Below are 14,627 nucleotides of genomic sequence, written 5' to 3'. Positions count from 1 at the left end.
GCTGTTCTGACTTCGAAATTCACACCCCCACCGCCGCCCGCCCCGCCTGCGCGCGCGCGATGATCGTCTTCATGATCTGCGCCGTGCCGTCGCCGATCTGGAAACCCAGCACGTCGCGCAGGCGCTGCTCCATCGGGCCGCGGTCGTAGCCGCCGTGGCCGTGCGTCAGCAGGCACTGGTGCACCACGTCGTAGGCCAGCTTGGGCGCCCACCACTTGCACATGGCCGCTTCGGCGCTGTGCGGCAGGTCGTGGTCCTTCAGCCACAGCGCCTGCAGGCAGAGCAGGCGCGCGGCCAGCACCTGGGTCTGCAAGTCGGCCAGCGGGTGCGACACGCCCTGGAAGGCCGCCAGCGGCTTGCCGAACGCCTGGCGCTCGGCCGCGTAGGCCCAGGCTTCTTCCAGCGCCACCTGCGCCACCGCCAGCACCTGCAGGCCGATCAGCGCGCGCGAGAAATCAAAGCCCTGCATCACCTGCACGAAGCCCTTGTTCTCGTCACCCAGCCGGTGGTCCAGCGGCACCTTGGCGTTCTCGAAAAAGATGGAGCCGCGGCCAATGGCGCGTTGGCCATGGCAGTCGAAGCGGCTCGTCGTCACGCCCGGCGTGTCCATCGGCACCAGCAGCGCCGTGACGCCGTGCGCGCCCGCATCCACCGCGCCGGTGCGGCCGAACACCACGGTGGCGTCGGCCTGGTCGGCGGCGGAGATCGACGTTTTCTCGCCATTGATGACATAGCCATCGGCCACGCGCTCCACGCGCAGGCGCAGGTTGGCGGCGTCGGAGCCACCGCGCGGCTCGGTCAGCGCGATGGCGAACAGCGCCTCGCCTTGCGTCAGCTTTTCGAGCCACGGTTTCACGACTTCGGGCTGGCCGTGCTCCGCCAGGATCTGGCCGTTGAGCGAGGCCAGCAGGTTGATGTAGCTGATCGACAAATCAGCGCGCGCAATCTCCTCGTGGATCACGCCGGCGGCCAGCGAGCCGAGGCCCTGGCCGCCGTAGGCTTCAGGCAGCTCGGGCGCGATGAAGCCCAATTGGCCCATCTCGCGCATCAGCGTGCGATCCAGCACGCGCGTGTCGTCGCGCTCCAGGTAGCCGGGCGCCACGCGCTCGGTGGCAAAGCGGCGTGCCTGTTCGGCAATCGCCTGCAGGTCGTCGTCGATGTAGGGGTTGCGGGTCATTTCCACAGCGCGCATTTGGATTCGGCCTTGGTGGTGAACACCTCTGCGCCCGGCAGCGTGGCCACGCGCTTGACGTAGTCCCAGGGCTGGGTGGATTCGGCCGGTGTCTTCACCTGCATCAGGTACATGTCGTGCACGTAGCGGCCATCGGGGCGAATGGTGCCGCTGGCGAAGAAGTCCTTCAGCGGCGTGCTCTTCAGGTAGGCCATGATCTTGTCGCCATCGGTCGACTTGGTGGCTTCCACCGCCTTCAGGTACTGCAGGGTGGCCGAGTAGTTGGAGGCCTGCACGTCGGTCGGCATGCGCTTGGTTTTGGCGAAGAACTTGCGGCCGAAGGCGCGTGACTCGTCGTTCAAATTCCAGTCCCAGCTGGTGGTGAACTGCAAGCCCTGCGTCTGTGCCAGACCCAGGCCGTGGATGTCGGAGATGAACAGCACCAGGCTGGCCATCTTCATCTGCTTGTCCAAGCCAAACTCGCGCGCCGCCTTGAGCGCGTTGGCAAAGTCGCCGCCGGCGTTGACGAAGCCCAGCACCTGCGGCTTGGCGTTCTGCGCCTGCAGCAAGAACGATGAGTAGTCCGCGGTGTTGATCGGGTGGCGCGCCACGCCCACCAGCTTGCCACCGTTGGCGTCGATCACCTTGGTGGCGTCGGCCTGCATGGCGTGGCCGAAAGCGTAGTCGGCCACCAGCATGAACCAGTTCTTGGCGCCCTGCCGGGTCATGGCCGCCGCCGTGCCCTTGGCCAGCGCTACCGAATCCCACGCGTAGTGGATGGTGTAGGGGTTGCACTGCTCGTTGGTCAGCGCCGACGAGCCCGAGCCGTTGACGATGAAGGGTTTTTTCTTCTCCTGCGCCAGCTTGGCCAGCGCCAGCGCGGCGGCCGAGTTGGTGCCGCCGACCAGCATGTCCATCTGCTGCGTGTCGAACCATTCGCGGCCCTTGGCCAGCGCCACGTCGGCCTTGTTCAGGTTGTCGGCGGCCAGCAGCTGGATCGGCTTGCCATTGACCTTGCCGCCAAAGTCGTCAATGGCCATCTGGATGGCCGTGGCGCCCAGCTTGCCGTCCAGGTCGGCGTAGACGGTGGACATGTCGGTCAGAAAGCCGATGGTGACCTTGTCCTGCGCGTGCGCGGGCGCGGCCAGGAGCGTGGTGGCGGCCAGCGCGGCGGCGGCGATGCAGTTCAGTTGGTTCATGCTTTGTCTCCTTGTGTTGTTTGTGGTTCGACGCGCGCGGCTTACTTGGCGAACTTGCGGAACTCGGGCTTGCGCTTGTCCTTCAGCGCCGCCACGCCTTCGCGCGACTCGTCGGTGTCGTAGTACAGCTTGAGCGCATACATGCCCATGCCGGCAATGCCCGACTGGTGCGCCGTGTCCATGTTGAAGCTGCGCTTGGCAATGGCAATGGCGGTGGGGCTGCGCTCGCAAATGGTCTCGGCCCATTCCTGCACCGTTTCATCGAGCTTTTCGGGCGGCACGCAGACGTTGGCCAGGCCCATGGCCACGGCCTCTTGACCGCTGTAGCGCTTGTTCAGGTACCAGATTTCGCGCGCCTTCTTCTCGCCCACCACGCGGGCCAGGAAGGCCGTTCCGTAGCCGGGGTCGACCGAGCCCATCTTGGGGCCGACCTGGCCGAAGATGGCTTTCTCGGAGCAGATGGTCAGGTCGCAAATCGTGCACAGCACGTTGCCGCCGCCAATCGCAAAGCCCTGCACGCGCGCAATGACGGGCTTGGGCACGTCGCGGATCGCCGTGTGCAGCTCTTCCATCGGCAAGCCGATGGTGCCGCGGCCGTCGTAGTTGCCGTCGTGCGCCGACTGATCGCCGCCGGTGCAGAAGGCCTTCTCGCCCGCGCCGGCCAGCACGATGCAGCCCACGTCGCGGTCGTAGCCGGCCTTGTTGAGCGCCTTGATGAGTTCGTCGCAGGTGGTGCCGCGGAACGCGTTCATCTTGTCGGGCCGGTTGATGGTGATCCAGGCCACGCCGTTCTTCACTTCGTACAGGATGTCTTCGAATTTCATAGCATGCTCGCCAATGGTTGCAACGGTAGATGGATTGTTTGAATGAGAAAGCAGGACGCGAAGGACGCAAAGGTCACGCGAAGGACGCGAAAGATTCAAAAAAGGTTTTGCTTTTGCGTCCTTCGCGAATCCTTCGCGTTCTTCGCGTCCGGCTGTTGGTTTTCAGCCGTTCATCGTGAGCCCGCCCGACACGCTCAGCACCTGACCGGTGACAAAGGCCGCGTCGGGGCTGGCAAAGAACAGGATGGCGCCCGGCAGGTCATCGGGCTGGCCGATGCGGCCGAGCGGAATGGAGCGCTTGAAGGCTTCTTCCAGCTTCTCGGGGTTGCCGGCACCTTCCTTGTAGTCGGCGAACAGCGCCGTGTCGGTTGGGCCGGGGCACACCACGTTGACGGTGATGCCGTGGCGTGCATGCTCACGCGCCAGCGTCTTGCTGAACGACACCAGCCCGCCCTTGCAGGCCGCGTACACCGCCTCGCCCGACGAGCCCACGCGCGCGGCGTCGGACGCGATGTTGACGATGCGCGCGCCGCGCCAGCCGGCTTCCTTGCTGCGCGCCACCATGCCCGGCAGCACGGCGTGGTGCATGTGCAGCGCGCCGGTCAGGTTGATGGCGATCAGCCTGGCCCACTCGTCGGGGCTGGTCTTGGTGAAGGGCTTGAACACGTCCCAGCCGGCGTTGTTGACCAGCACGTCGATGGGGCCGAGCTGCTCGGTGGCGGTCTTCACGGCCGCATCGACCTGCGCGCGGTCCGTGATGTCGCAGGGGAACGCCGCCGCCTGGCCGCCGCTGGCCTGGATGGCATCCGCCACCTTTTGCGCGGCGCCGAGGTCGCGGTCGAATACGGCCACCTTGGCGCCCGCAGCGGCAAAGCGGCGGCAGGTGGCGCCGCCAATGCCGCCACCGCCTCCGGTGACGATGACGGTCTGGTTGTCGAAGCTGCTCATGGGTTGTCTCCTTGCAATGTCAGGTGAAAAGGGGTGTCAGATGGCCACCGCCAGCCGCGTGGCCTGGTCGATGGCGCGCAGCGCGTCCAGCTCGGTCGCCACGTCGCAGCCGCCGATCAGGCGCAGCGTGATGCCGCGCGCGGCCAGTTCGTCGTGCAGGACGCGGTTCGATTCCTGGCCGGTGCACAGCACCACGGAGTCCACCGGCAGCACGCGCGCCTCGCCGTTCAGGCGGTAATGCAGGCCGGCGTCGTCGATGCGCTCGTAGGTCACGCCGCCGGTCATGGTCACCTTGGCCTCGCGCAGGCGTGCCTTCAGGATCCAGCCGGTGGATTTGCCGAGATTCCTGCCCAGCGACTCAGGCTTGCGCTGGAACATGTGGACCTGCCGGCGCGGCGCATGGCGCACCGGCGCGGCCAGTCCGCCAGGGCTGCGCAGAGAGGCGTCGACGCCCCAGGCGGCCATGAAGGCGGCGGTGTCGGTGGATTCGGCGTCATCGCCCAGCAGAAATTCGGCCACGTCAAAGCCGATGCCGCCCGCGCCCAGGATGGCCACGCGCTGCCCCACCGGCGCGCGGCGCGCCAGCACGTCCACGTAGCTCAGCACGCTGGGGTGGTCCAGCCCGGCGATGTCGGGCCGGCGCGGCCGCACGCCGGTGGCGAGCACCACCTCGTCGAAGCCGCCTTGCGCCAGCGCGTCGGCATCGGCACGCGTGCCCAGACGCAGTTGTACGCCCGCGCGGTCGAGCGCGGTGCGGAAGGCGCGCAGCATGTCGTTGAATTCGCGCTTGCCCGGCACCTGGCGCGCCATGTTGAGCTGACCGCCCAGCTCGGCGTCGGCCTCGACCAGGGTCACGCGGTGGCCGCGCTGCGCCGCGTTGGCGGCAAACGCCATGCCGGCCGGGCCGCCGCCCACCACGGCGATGCGCTTGGGCGCGGCGGCGGGCGCTTCGCCGGCAAAGTCCAGCTCGCGGCCGGCGCGCGGGTTGACCAGGCAGGTGGCTACGCGCTCGGTGAAGATGTGGTCCAGGCAGGCCTGGTTGCAGGCGATGCAGTGGTTGATGTCGGCGGCGCGGCCCTCGGCCGTCTTGCGCGCGAAGTCGGGGTCGGCCAGCAGTGGCCGTGCCATCGACACCAGGTCGGCCGTGCCGCTGGCGATGAGCTGCTCGGCCACATCGGGCGTGCTGATGCGGTTCGACGCCATCACCGGGATCGCCACGGCGCGCTTGACGTTGCGCACCGCCGCACCCCAGGCCGCGCGCGGCACGGCGGCGGCGATGGTGGGCACGGCGGCTTCGTGCCAGCCGATGCCGGTGTTGATGAGGTCGGCCCCGGCGGCCTCGACGACGCGCGCCAGGTCGGCCACTTCGTCGCCCGTCATGCCGCCGTCCATCAGGTCGATGGCCGAGATGCGGTAGATCAGCATGAAATCGCGGCCCACGCGGGCGCGCACGGCCTTGACGACCTCGACCGGAAAACGCTGGCGGCGCGTCGCATCGCCGCCGAAGGCGTCGTCGCGCTGGTTGGTCAGCGCGCTGGTGAATTCGTTGATCAGGTAGCCCTCGGAGCCCATGATCTCGACGCCCGCATAGCCCGCGGCCTCGGCCAGCGCGGCGCTGTGGGCAAAGGCGTCGATGGTCTGCCACACCTCGTCGATGCCCAGTGCGCGCGGCGTGAAGCTGTTGATGCGCGCCTTCAGCGCCGAAGGCGCCACGCAGTCGGCCACCCTGGCGTAGCGCCCGGCATGCAGCAACTGCAGCACGATGTGGCCGCCGGCATTACGCACCGCCTGCGTGATGGCGCGGTGCTCGGGCAGTTGCGTGGCGTCGTTCAGCACCAGACCGCCTTCGTCCATCACGCCTTCGGGCACCGGCGCGTAGCCGCCGGTCAGGATCAGGCCGATGCCGCCCGCCGCGCGCGCGGCGTAGAAGGCCGCCAGGCGCTCGGTGGGCCGGTCCATCGTCTCCAGCCGGGTGTGCATCGCCCCCATGACCATGCGGTTGGGCAGCGTGACGCCGGCCACGCGCAGGGGCTGGAGCAGGTGCGGGAAGGGCGTGGACATGGGTGGCAGGCGGCAGGTGCGGCGATGGCGGAATTTTGCGGCGAACGCATTTATATGTCAACATCATGATGTAAATAGATGGATTCGCCCTATGCTGCACTGCAGCAAACCACGTTTATATGACAAGGTGTTTATGTTTAAGCCTGTGCCCGACGGCGTAGTCGACGCGCTGTCGGATGGGTTAGGCTTGCCGGGTTTGCACACTGGTTTGCCCCTCATGTCCCGCTCGTCCCAAGACGCCTACGACGTTTCCGTCTCGGCCATCCACAACCGCCTGTTCTTCCGGCTGTTCCAGGTCGGCAACACGCTGGCGCGGCAGGTCGTCAAGGAAGTGGGCGTGACCACCGTGCAGTGGTCGGTGCTGGGCGCGCTGTCGCGGCCGCAGGCCAGCGGCGGGATGGCGTTTTCAGAACTGGCCGACTATCTGGTGGTGAGCCGGCAGAACCTGGACGGCGTGCTCAAGCGTCTGGAGCGCGATGGCCACGTGACCCGCGTGGCCGACACGCAGGACCGGCGCGCCAAGCGCGTGCAGCTCACGCCGGAAGGCCGCGCCTTCTGGGACAGCCTGCAGCCGCGCATCTACGAGTTCTATCGCCAGGCCGCCGACGGCATGCGCTTCGACGACAAGGTGGCGCTGGTGCACTTTCTCAACCGGCTGAACGAAGGCATGGCCAAGGCCGATCTGACGGCGCTGGGCGCCGCTGCGTCGCCTGCGGAATGCTCCGAATTTGATGGCTGAATCCGCGCTTCAGGTCAGCGCCAACGGCCCATTTACTTCAGGAACGCGTCGTAACCCGTCTTCAGGATCAGCGCGCCCACCACCACGATGAACACGCCGCGCACAAAGCCTGCGCCGTGCTTCAGCGCCAGCCGCGTACCGATCAGGCTGCCTGCCACGTTGGCCACCGCCATCACCATGCCGATGTGCCACCACACGTGGCCTTTTATGGCAAACAGGGCGATGGCCGCCAGGTTGGTCGCCACGTTCAGCAGCTTGGCCGAGGCCGACGCGTTGAGAAAGTCGTAGCCCAGCAGGCGCACAAACAGAAAGATGAAGAAGCTGCCCGTGCCGGGGCCGAAGAAGCCGTCGTACCAGCCGATCACGGCGCCAATGGCGCAGGCCAGCAGCGTCTCGCGCTGGCGGTCGTGCCGCGGCGCGTGGGTGCTGCCCAAGTCCTTTTTGGCCAGCGTGTAGAGCAGCACCGCCAGCAGGATAAAGGGCAGCAGCTTGCGCAGAAAGCTGGGGTCGACCAGCGTGACGTGCCAGGCGCCGGCAAAGCCGCCCACCAGCGCCGCCAGCGCCGCCGGCAGCAGCACGGGCCAGCGCAACTGCACGCGCCGGCTGTATTGCAGCGTGGCGATGGTCGTGCCCCAGACCGATGCGCTCTTGTTGGTCCCGAACAGCGTGGCGGGCGCGGCGCCCGGGTACACCGCGAACAGCGCCGGCACCAGGATCAGCCCGCCGCCACCCACGATGGAGTCGATGCAGCCCGCCAGCAGCGAGGCCATCGACACGAGAACCAGTTCCATGACCACTCGATTGCTATTTGTTTGATAGCTGTTTGCGCCCTTGTATCAAGCGGCAGCAGCCGAATCGACCGGATTATGCCGATGCCCGCCGCACGGTGCCGAAGCCGCCGTCATGCAAGCGACAGGCAAGAAAAAAGGGCGCCCGTTGGGGCGCCCTGGCAAAGATCGCGTTGGTCTTCTATGGAGTCTTGGAGTTTTTGCTTTGGGTGGTCTTGTCTCCTCGGCCCTTTTACGCTGCCCGCACCATGAAGGTGCAGCAGCTTCCGAGTCAAGCCAATGTAACAGCCCGGCGCACATTCCCTATTGGGGCTTGCCCGTACGACTTTGGTGCGCGAACGGGCTGCCGGGGCGCTTTTTTGCGGTCCAGGCCTTACTTCTTGCCCGCCTCGCTGTCGTGGCCCAGCTGCGGCAGCATCGAGCCTTCGCCCAGTTGCAGCAGGCCGGTCTTGCTGTAGACGGCCAGCTTGCCGCGCGTGTCGGTGATGTCCAGGTTGCGCATGGTCAGCTGTCCGATGCGGTCGAGCGGGGTGAACGGCGCGTTGTCCACCTTTTCCATCGACAGGCGCTCGGGCGCGTAGGTCAGGTTGGGCGATTCGGTGTTCAGGATCGAATAGTCGTTGCCGCGCCGCAGCTCCAGCGTCACCTCGCCGGTGATGGCGTTGGCCACCCAGCGCTGGGCGGTTTCGCGCAGCATGATGGCCTGCGGATCGAACCAGCGGCCCTGGTACAGCAGGCGCCCCAGCTTCAGGCCGTTGACGCGGTACTGCTCGATGGTGTCCTCGTTGTGAATGCCGGTCAGCAGGCGCTCGTACGCGGTAAACAGCAGCGCCATGCCGGGCGCTTCGTAAATGCCGCGGCTCTTGGCCTCGATGATGCGGTTCTCGATCTGGTCGCACATGCCCAGCCCGTGGCGGCCGCCGATGCGGTTGGCTTCCAGGAACATCTCCACCGGGTCGGCGAACTCACGGCCGTTCAGCGCCACCGGGCGGCCTTCTTCAAAGCGCACGCGCACTTCCTCGGGCTTCACCTCCACCTCGGGCTTCCAGAACGCCACGCCCATGATCGGGTTGACGATGCGGATGCCGCTGCTCAGCTCTTCCAGGTCCTTCGCCTCGTGGGTGGCGCCCAGCATGTTCGAATCGGTTGAATACGCCTTTTCTGCCGACATCTTGTAGTCAAAGCCGGCCGTCTGCATGAATTCGGACATTTCCTTGCGGCCGCCCAGCTCGTCGATGAAGCGCTGGTCAAGCCATGGCTTGTAGATCTTCAGCGACGGGTTCGCCAGCAGGCCGTAGCGGTAGAAGCGCTCGATGTCATTGCCCTTGAACGTGCTGCCATCGCCCCAGATGTTGACGTCATCCTGCTTCATCGCGTTGACCAGCATGGTGCCGGTTACGGCCCGGCCCAGCGGCGTGGTGTTGAAATAGGTGGCGCCGCCGGTGCGGATGTGGAAGGCGCCGCACTGCAGCGCGGCAATGCCCTCGTTGGCCAGTTGCGTCCGGCAGTCGACCAGACGCGCCACCTCGGCGCCGTATTCCATCGCCTTGCGCGGAATGGCCTCGTAATCGTCCTCGTCCGGCTGGCCCAGGTTGGCCGTGTAGGCGTAGGGCATGGCGCCCTTCTGGCGCATCCACAGCAGCGCGGCGGATGTATCGAGGCCGCCCGAAAAGGCGATGCCGACTTTCTGGCCGGCGGGGAGGGTTTGCAGGATGGTGTGGGACATGGAGGGATGACGACGCGGATGACCCGCAGGCACGTTCGGGTGGGTGAGAACCGGTTATTTTCCGCTTTTTGGCAGCGGGCGCGGAATGCAGCATAGGGCACCCGTGCTGGCGGTTTCGCGGGCCGCTCAGAAGATGGGTTGGCGCGCCTTCAAGTGTCGGCTGCAATGCTGCCGGTTAGCGCGAGCGCGTCAATCGTTCGTACTAAACTATTCGCAGCATGTCCGCTGCGTGCGTGAAGCGGGTGAATGGAACTGCAACAGGAGTACGAAATGGGCGCCAAGTCACACATGTTTCGCAAGGCGGCGCACGCGCTGATGGCGTGCGGCGTGTGGGGGGCGGCCGCTTCTGGCGTGGCTGCGACCATCACGTACACGGTGGATTCGCCGTACACCAGCCCGAGCCGTACGGGCAGCACCGGCCCATTCACCAATGGCGCGGCAACAGGCAAGATTCTGGACGGGACAACCCAGATCGGCACCTGGACGATGAGCAACTGGCAGGTCAAGGAGCTCATCGACAGGAATTTCACCGGCTCCCCGCCGTTTACGGTAGCAGCGTTCGGCGCACCGGCGACCGGGTGGTATTCGGGTATCGCGGGTGTCGCCGTTGAATCCTCTTATCCCCCAGCGTCCGGCACCACCAGCACGCCCGGCGGAGCGACCCAGTACGGCTACAGCGTGCAGGGCTCAATCACCGTGCCGGGTTACCGGATTGCCGGGGTGCAGATCCTGGGTGCCGGGTCGAGGCCCGGTGTCAACATGAGCCGTGGCCCCAACGGCTCGTTCACGCCTGATGGCACGACGGTCAAGGCCAACCCGACGGATCAGGGTGGTCCTATATACCCGCTCGGGTCGCTCAGTTTTTCCGGCTTTGGCGGCACGGCCACGCTGACCAATCCCACGGTGACGACCGTGGTGGCCAGTGGCGTGACCGGCAGCGTCATCACACGCGCCAACCTCAACGCCACGGATGGCTCGACCGCCACGGGTTCGTTGTCCATAGATAAAGCCTTCAACGCCGGCAATGGGAGCGTGACGGTGGGCGATGGATACGACTGGACAGTCGGTAACACGGCCTGGAAGCTCAGCTCCAACGCGGGCGACAGCATGACCTTCGCCGCCGACTACGGCGGGCGTGGCTCGGCGCGTGAGGACACGGCATTCAGCTTCAATGTGCTGCCGCTGCCCGACATGACTGGGCTGCTGAACGGCTTCCCTGCCTCCGCGGCGCCGGGAACGGTGGTCAGCGGCACGCTGATTTGCAGCAATCAGGGCCCGGGCGTCGCCACCGACCCGAGCTGCAGCGTCGACCTGAGCGCGCTGCCGGCCGGCGCTTCCATCAACTGCAGCACGCCGTCGCTGCCGCTGGCCGTGGGTGGCATGATCACGTGCACGGTGACCTACACGCAGCCCGCCAGCGGCACCACCGTCCATGCCACCACCGGCGCCACCGACGACTACGACATCCGCAACAACTCCGCGTCGATCGCCGTGCCGATTCCACCCGACATGAGCGCGGCGCTGACGGGCCTGCCGACCACGCCTGTCGCCCCGGGCACCACGGTGCACGGCACCCTGACGTGCACCAACCTGGGTGGCGTGCCCGCGCCTGCGCCTACCTGCGGCGTGACGTCGACGTTGCCGGCTGGATCGTCCGTGACTTGCACGCCGGCGCCGGCGCCGGACCCGCTGCCTGTGGGCGGCAAGATCGTGTGCGACATCACCTATCCGCAGCCTGCAGGCACGGGCATTACCCTCCAGGGCGCGACCAGCGCCACCGGCGACTACAACCCGGCCAACAATACGGTGTCGCAGACGGTACCTACCACGGCGGATGTGAGCGCCACGCTGTCCGGCTTCCCGCCCTCGGCCTCGCCGGGCGACCAGGTCACCGGCACGCTGACCTGCACCAATCGGGGCCCTGGGGATGCCGTGGCGCCCAGTTGTGCGGTCACGGGTCTGCCGTCGGGCGCCACCGTCACCTGCAGCCCCGATCCGGCGCCGGCCACGCTGGCGGTGGGCGCCAGCATCAACTGCGCCGTGACATACACCCAGCCCGCGGGGCAGGTCGTCACCATTGTCGGCACCGCCGGTGCGCAGAACGACAGCAACCCCGCCAACAACGTCGCCAGCCTGGCCATCGGCGCCCCGCAGGCCGTGCCCACGCTGGGCGAATGGGCGCAGTTGCTGCTGGCCCTGTTGATGGGGCTGCTGGCCGTGGCGGCACTGCGCGCGCGGCAGCGCTGACCGCAGCGGGCTGCCGGCCCCACGCGAGGCGCCGGGTTCAATCGCCCGGTGCTCTTTCTGTGCCATAAGGCCCGCCCGCGCCTGCCAGACAAGCGCAAGGCGCTATCAAAATTGTTGCACTGACGCTGAGCGCCAGCACCTTCACGCGCTCAGCCGCAATACGTCGACACCGACTTGGTCGTCAAATACGCCTCCAGCGCCTCCGGCCCGCCTTCCGAGCCATAGCCCGAATCCTTCACGCCGCCAAACGGCAGTTCGGGCCAGGCGGCGGCGGGCTGGTTGATCCACAGCAGGCCGACTTCGAGCTGCTGGGTTATCTGGTGGGCGTTCTTCAGCGACTGCGTGAAGGCGTAGCCGGCCAGGCCGAAGGGCAGGCGGTTGGCTTCGCGCAGCGCGTCGTCCAGCGTGTCGAAGGCGTGCACCACGGCCATGGGGCCGAAGGGTTCCTGGTTGAACACGTCGGCGTCCAGCGGCAGGTCGGCCAGCACGGTGGGTGCCCAGAAGTTGCCGGCGTCGCCGATCTTCTTGCCGCCCGCAGCCACGGTGCCGCCGCGCTTCACCGCGTCGTCGGTCAGCGCCTGCATGGCGGTGACGCGGCGCGGGTTGGCCAGCGGGCCCATGCGCGTGCCTTCCGCCAGGCCGTCGCCGACGGTGAATTTTTCGGCCTGCGCGGCCAGCTTCTTGGTGAATTCAGCGGCAATCGGCTTGGCGACCAGAAAGCGCGTGGGCGAGATGCACACCTGCCCGGCGTTGCGGAACTTGGCGCCGCCGGCTGTCTTGATGGCGAGGTCGATGTCGGCGTCCTCGCACACGATGACCGGCGCGTGGCCGCCCAGCTCCATGGTGGCGCGCTTCATGTGCTGGCCGGCCAGCGCGGCCAGCTGCTTGCCCACGGGCGTCGAGCCGGTGAAGGTGATCTTGCGGATGACCGGGTGCGGGATGAGGTACTGCGAGATTTCGGCCGGCACGCCGTACACCAGCTGCACCACGCCGGTCGGCACACCCGCGTCGACAAAGGCGCGGATCAGCGCGGCGGCCGAGGCGGGGGTTTCTTCCGGCGCCTTGACGATGATCGAATTGCCCGTGGCCAGCGCGGCCGACAGCTTGCGCACGATCTGGTTGACCGGGAAGTTCCACGGCGTGAACGCCGCCACCGGCCCCACCGGGTGCCGCGTGACGTGCGCCGTGCCGCGCAGGTCGCGCGGCGGCACGATGCGGCCATAGGCGCGCTGGCCCTCGGCGGCCATCCAGTCGATCACGTCGCAGGCGGCCAGTACTTCTCCCTTGGCCTCGGCCAGCGGCTTGCCCTGCTCCATGGTCAGGTGGCGCGCGGTGGCGTCGGCGCGTTCGCGGAAGATCTGCGCGGCCTTGCGCATCAGCGCGGCGCGCTCATGGGCGGGCACGGCGCGCCAGGTCTCAAAGCCCTTTTGCGCCGCGGCCAGCGCGCGGTCCAGGTCGGCAATGCTGGCGTGCGCCAGGCGGCCGATCTCCTGCCCCGTGGCGGGGTTGAACACCGCCATCGTCTTGCCGCTGGCGGCGTCGCACCACTGGCCGTCGATGAACAGCTGGGTGTCGGGGTAGTCGGCGGCGGTTTTCTGGGGGGGCGGTGGCGGTCGTCATGCGGAAGCTCCTGAACTGAAAGGGGTGACAAGAAAGGCTCACGGACGATGGTACGCGTACCGCGCCACGCCTGCCCGCAGCCGCCCATGGCTGACGCGCGTCAACACGCTGCCACACACACGTCCTATAGTGGGTTGAGGCGCCGCGCGCGTCACGGTTTTGTCCCCCACCGTCCCAAGGAGAACCCCCATGGTCCAGATGATGAAAGCCGCCGTCTTTGTGGAGCCCGGCCGCATTGAAATTGCCGACAAGCCGATCCCCGACGTCGGCCCCAACGACGCGCTGATCAAGATCACCACCACCACCATTTGCGGCACCGACGTGCACATCCTGAAGGGCGAATACCCGGTCGCCAAGGGCCTGACGGTGGGGCACGAGCCGGTGGGCGTGATCGCCAAGCTGGGCAGCGCCGTGCAGGGCTACCAGGAAGGCCAGCGCGTGATCGCCGGCGCCATCTGCCCCAACTTCAACAGCTACGCTGCCCAGGACAGCGCGCCCTCGCAGGACGGCAGCTACCTGGTGGCCAGCGGCCGCTGCGGCTGCCACGGCTACAAGCTGACGGCCGGCTGGCGCTTTGGCAACCTGATCGACGGCACGCAGGCCGAATACGTGCTGGTGCCCGACGCGCAAGGCAACCTGGCGCCCGTGCCGGATGGCCTTACGGATGAGCAGGTGCTGATGTGCCCCGACATCATGTCCACCGGCTTTGCCGGCGCCGAGAACGCCAACATCCGCATTGGCGACACCGTGGTGGTGTTTGCGCAGGGGCCGATCGGCCTGTGCGCCACCGCCGGCGCCAAGCTGCGCGGTGCCACGACGATCATTGCGGTGGACTCGAACGAAGATCGCCTTGCCGTCAGCAAGAAGCTGGGCGCGGACGTGACGATCAACTTCAAGACGCAGGACCCGGTGGCCGAGGTGCTGAAGATCACGGGCGGCAAGGGCGCTGACTCGGCCATCGAGGCGCTGGGCCTGCAAAGCACGTTCGAGAGCGCGCTGCGCTGCATTCGGCCGGGCGGAACGCTGTCGAGCCTGGGGGTCTATTCCGAGAACCTGACCATCCCGGTGGACGCGTTCGGCGCCGGGCTGGGCGACCACAAGATCAACACCGCGCTGTGCCCGGGCGGCAAGGAGCGCATGCGGCGGCTGATGAACGTGATCGAATCGGGCCGGCTGGACCTGGGGGGTGCTGGTGACGCACCAGCGCAAGCTGGACGACATCGTTGAAGCCTACGACCTGTTTGCGAATCAGCGGGATGGGGTGTTGAAGATTGCGATCAAGCCTTGAGGGGATGTTGGCTGCG

At 67.3% G+C, this 14,627-nt stretch carries 10 protein-coding genes and 1 pseudogene; 3 read left to right on the top strand and 8 right to left on the bottom strand.

All coding sequences use genetic code 11. The features are described from left to right. Positions 1 to 19: 19 nt before the first annotated feature. The 5 genes from aliB to R0D99_RS16525 form a co-directional block, all read right to left on the bottom strand. Positions 20 to 1,177 (bottom strand): cyclohexanecarboxyl-CoA dehydrogenase, encoded by a 1,158-nt coding sequence (gene aliB, locus R0D99_RS16545; protein ID WP_317749259.1) that lies wholly within the window; start codon positions 1,175 to 1,177, stop codon positions 20 to 22. Further along, on the bottom strand, positions 1,174 to 2,370 hold the full coding sequence (locus R0D99_RS16540; protein ID WP_317749258.1) for an ABC transporter substrate-binding protein: 1,197 nt from the start codon (positions 2,368 to 2,370) through the stop codon (positions 1,174 to 1,176). Before R0D99_RS16540 ends, aliB begins: the two co-directional genes overlap by 4 nt. Before the next feature lie 41 nt (positions 2,371 to 2,411). Then, positions 2,412 to 3,194 (bottom strand): 2-ketocyclohexanecarboxyl-CoA hydrolase, encoded by a 783-nt coding sequence (gene badI / locus R0D99_RS16535; protein ID WP_317749257.1) that lies wholly within the window; start codon positions 3,192 to 3,194, stop codon positions 2,412 to 2,414. A gap of 162 nt (positions 3,195 to 3,356) precedes the next feature. Next, the gene (gene badH, locus R0D99_RS16530) at positions 3,357 to 4,142 is read right to left on the bottom strand and encodes a 2-hydroxycyclohexanecarboxyl-CoA dehydrogenase (protein WP_317749256.1); all 786 of its coding nucleotides are present in this window, start codon (positions 4,140 to 4,142) and stop codon (positions 3,357 to 3,359) included. 36 nt (positions 4,143 to 4,178) lie between these two features. Further along, complete coding sequence (locus R0D99_RS16525; RefSeq protein ID WP_317749255.1) at positions 4,179 to 6,203, bottom strand: FAD-dependent oxidoreductase; 2,025 nt, start codon at positions 6,201 to 6,203, stop codon at positions 4,179 to 4,181. Positions 6,204 to 6,420: 217 nt separating this feature from the next. On the opposite strand from R0D99_RS16525, the gene R0D99_RS16520 reads away from it, so the two are divergent. Then, on the top strand, positions 6,421 to 6,942 hold the full coding sequence (locus R0D99_RS16520) for a MarR family transcriptional regulator (RefSeq protein WP_317749254.1): 522 nt from the start codon (positions 6,421 to 6,423) through the stop codon (positions 6,940 to 6,942). Positions 6,943 to 6,974: 32 nt separating this feature from the next. Here R0D99_RS16520 and R0D99_RS16515 read toward each other — a convergent pair whose 3' ends face one another. Then, positions 6,975 to 7,733 carry a TSUP family transporter gene (locus R0D99_RS16515; protein WP_317749253.1) on the bottom strand — a complete coding sequence of 253 codons (759 nt, stop codon included), beginning with the start codon at positions 7,731 to 7,733 and terminating at the stop codon, positions 6,975 to 6,977. Positions 7,734 to 8,103: 370 nt separating this feature from the next. Next, the gene (gene argG / locus R0D99_RS16510) at positions 8,104 to 9,456 is read right to left on the bottom strand and encodes an argininosuccinate synthase (protein ID WP_317749252.1); all 1,353 of its coding nucleotides are present in this window, start codon (positions 9,454 to 9,456) and stop codon (positions 8,104 to 8,106) included. Positions 9,457 to 9,702: 246 nt separating this feature from the next. On the opposite strand from argG, the gene R0D99_RS16505 reads away from it, so the two are divergent. Beyond that, positions 9,703 to 11,703, top strand: a complete 2,001-nt coding sequence (locus tag R0D99_RS16505; RefSeq protein WP_317749251.1) for an IPTL-CTERM sorting domain-containing protein — start codon at positions 9,703 to 9,705, stop codon at positions 11,701 to 11,703. Positions 11,704 to 11,852: 149 nt separating this feature from the next. Here the strand turns inward: R0D99_RS16505 and R0D99_RS16500 are convergent, their stop codons facing one another. Continuing rightward, positions 11,853 to 13,268: an NAD-dependent succinate-semialdehyde dehydrogenase gene (locus tag R0D99_RS16500; RefSeq protein WP_317751150.1), complete on the bottom strand. Its 1,416-nt coding sequence runs from the start codon at positions 13,266 to 13,268 to the stop codon at positions 11,853 to 11,855. A 244-nt stretch (positions 13,269 to 13,512) separates the two neighbouring features. On the opposite strand from R0D99_RS16500, the pseudogene R0D99_RS16495 reads away from it, so the two are divergent. Beyond that, positions 13,513 to 14,611, top strand: a pseudogene (locus R0D99_RS16495) (NAD(P)-dependent alcohol dehydrogenase). Positions 14,612 to 14,627 lie beyond the last annotated feature (16 nt).

Source organism: Ottowia sp. SB7-C50, assembly GCF_033110285.1.
Classification (GTDB): Bacteria; Pseudomonadota; Gammaproteobacteria; order Burkholderiales; family Burkholderiaceae_C; genus Ottowia.
This window is presented reverse-complemented; position numbering and strand designations above follow the sequence as displayed.